Origin of the sequence: Nonomuraea turkmeniaca (assembly GCF_005889735.1) — a bacterium.
Taxonomy (GTDB): domain Bacteria; phylum Actinomycetota; class Actinomycetes; order Streptosporangiales; family Streptosporangiaceae; genus Nonomuraea; species Nonomuraea turkmeniaca.
In genome coordinates this window covers 1-1,492 of the sequence record NZ_VCKY01000533.1, presented here as the reverse complement: position 1 = coordinate 1,492, position 1,492 = coordinate 1, and the positions used below count along the sequence as shown (strand labels likewise).

The 1,492-nt window shown below is 69.2% G+C and carries 1 protein-coding gene and 1 pseudogene; both read left to right on the top strand.

Annotated elements, in window-relative coordinates; all coding sequences use genetic code 11:
* Positions 1-509: 509 nt before the first annotated feature.
* Positions 510-934 (top strand): annotated as a pseudogene (locus ETD86_RS60490) (transposase); the annotation flags it as partial.
* Positions 871-1,371, top strand: coding sequence for a hypothetical protein (locus ETD86_RS54330; protein WP_138674385.1), 501 nt, complete (start codon positions 871-873; stop codon positions 1,369-1,371). The pseudogene ETD86_RS60490 and the gene ETD86_RS54330, both read left to right, overlap by 64 nt.
* The last annotated feature ends 121 nt before the right edge of the window (positions 1,372-1,492 follow it).

Here is a 1,492-nt window from a genome sequence, read left to right as displayed (position 1 = left end):
GTCCCAGTCTGGGGGTTTGGGTGCGCCGGCCGGTTGGGCGAGTGCGGGGCGGAGGTTCCGAAACCCGCGCCGGACCCGGGCGGGAGTGAGTTGACCTGTCCGCGAAACGTTCAAGCTTCCGCTCAGCACAACGATCCGGAGGATAAAGAACAAGCTTAACGCCAGTATTACGGCTTTGAGCGGCAAGTTCCTCAAGACGCGGGCGGGGCTGAACACCGGATTTCGCGTCCCTCGACACCGAAACCCGCTCTGCCTCGCCCCACCTCACCTGAGCTGGGATCGACTCCCCCCACAGTGACCGTCCGAGGCACCAGAGCAGCGCCGGCGTCGGGCTGCCGCCCGCGCCACATCAGGCAAAACCGTCCTTACGCGGGAAGATCCGGCCTGTGTCCGTCGGCCAATCCGCCGCACGCCTCGCGCGGCGTAGACCACGAAAAGCGATCAGGTCATACGAGGCATACAACCTGTCGGTCGCTGAGTGATCGAGGAACGCATCAAGCTGAGCCGGCGTCCTCGAAGACGTCGCCCGGCTGGGCGCCCGCCTGATCATCCAGACCGCGATCGAGGCCGAAGCTGACGCGTTTCTTGGCCGCGCCCGCTACCAGCGCGCCGCCACCGTCGCCGCAGCCGACGGCGACGACGAAGAGGTAGTCGCGGTCCGGCCGGGCCACCGCAACGGGCACTGCCCGACCGGGATCAAGACCACCAGCGGCCCGATCACCGTCGCCCGGCCCAAGCTGCGCGGCACCACCGAGAAGTTCGCCTCCCGCCTGGTCGGCACCGGCGTCACCCGCACCCACGCCCTCGAGACGCTGTTATCGCCTCCTTCGTGCGGGGCGTCCCGTGCTCGCCATCGCGATCGTGCTCACCATGGTGCTGTGGACCGTCACCGCCCAAGGCGGCTCGGTCACCGAGAGCCCGTTCGTCACCGTGTTCAAGGCCGCCGACATCCCCGCCGCTGCCACCGTCACGAACTTCGTCGTCCTGACCGCCGCGTTGTCCAGCGCCCACACCAACCTCTACCTGACCACCCGGATGATGCACCCGCTGGCCGCCAACGGGTACGGCCCCCGCCTGGACCGGGCGGCTCAGCTCCGCCGGGTGCCGCGCCACGCGCTCGCGCTGTCGGCGCTCGGCCTCGCGCCGGCCGCAATCGTCTCGGCGGAAAGGCGAGAGCGGGGCGCACCTGGCGCTGTTCATGGAGCCGCTGCGGCCGGCGTGGTGGACCGGCATCCCGTTCTTCATCCTCAGCATGGCGTACGTCGTCGCCTCCCGCCGCGCGAAGACATCGGTCTAGTTCCGGAGATTGCGGTAGCCGTGCTGCCCCCGCTCCCGGGCGACGCACGGCTACCGGTGTGGTGTCTTAGCTGACGGTGGCGGGTTGGGCGGACATGAGGGTCTGGGTCCAGCCGCTGGTGTCGACGGTGCCCTGGCCGATCAGGTCGTCGGCGTTGCCGTCGTGGGGGTTGTGGTCGAGGTAGCGGTGCATCGA

Bases quoted from the DNA above. Each gene is read 5' to 3' on its own strand.
- ETD86_RS54330 (WP_138674385.1), top strand. From the start codon at position 871: ATGGTGCTGTGGACCGTCACCGCCCAAGGCGGCTCGGTCACCGAGAGC.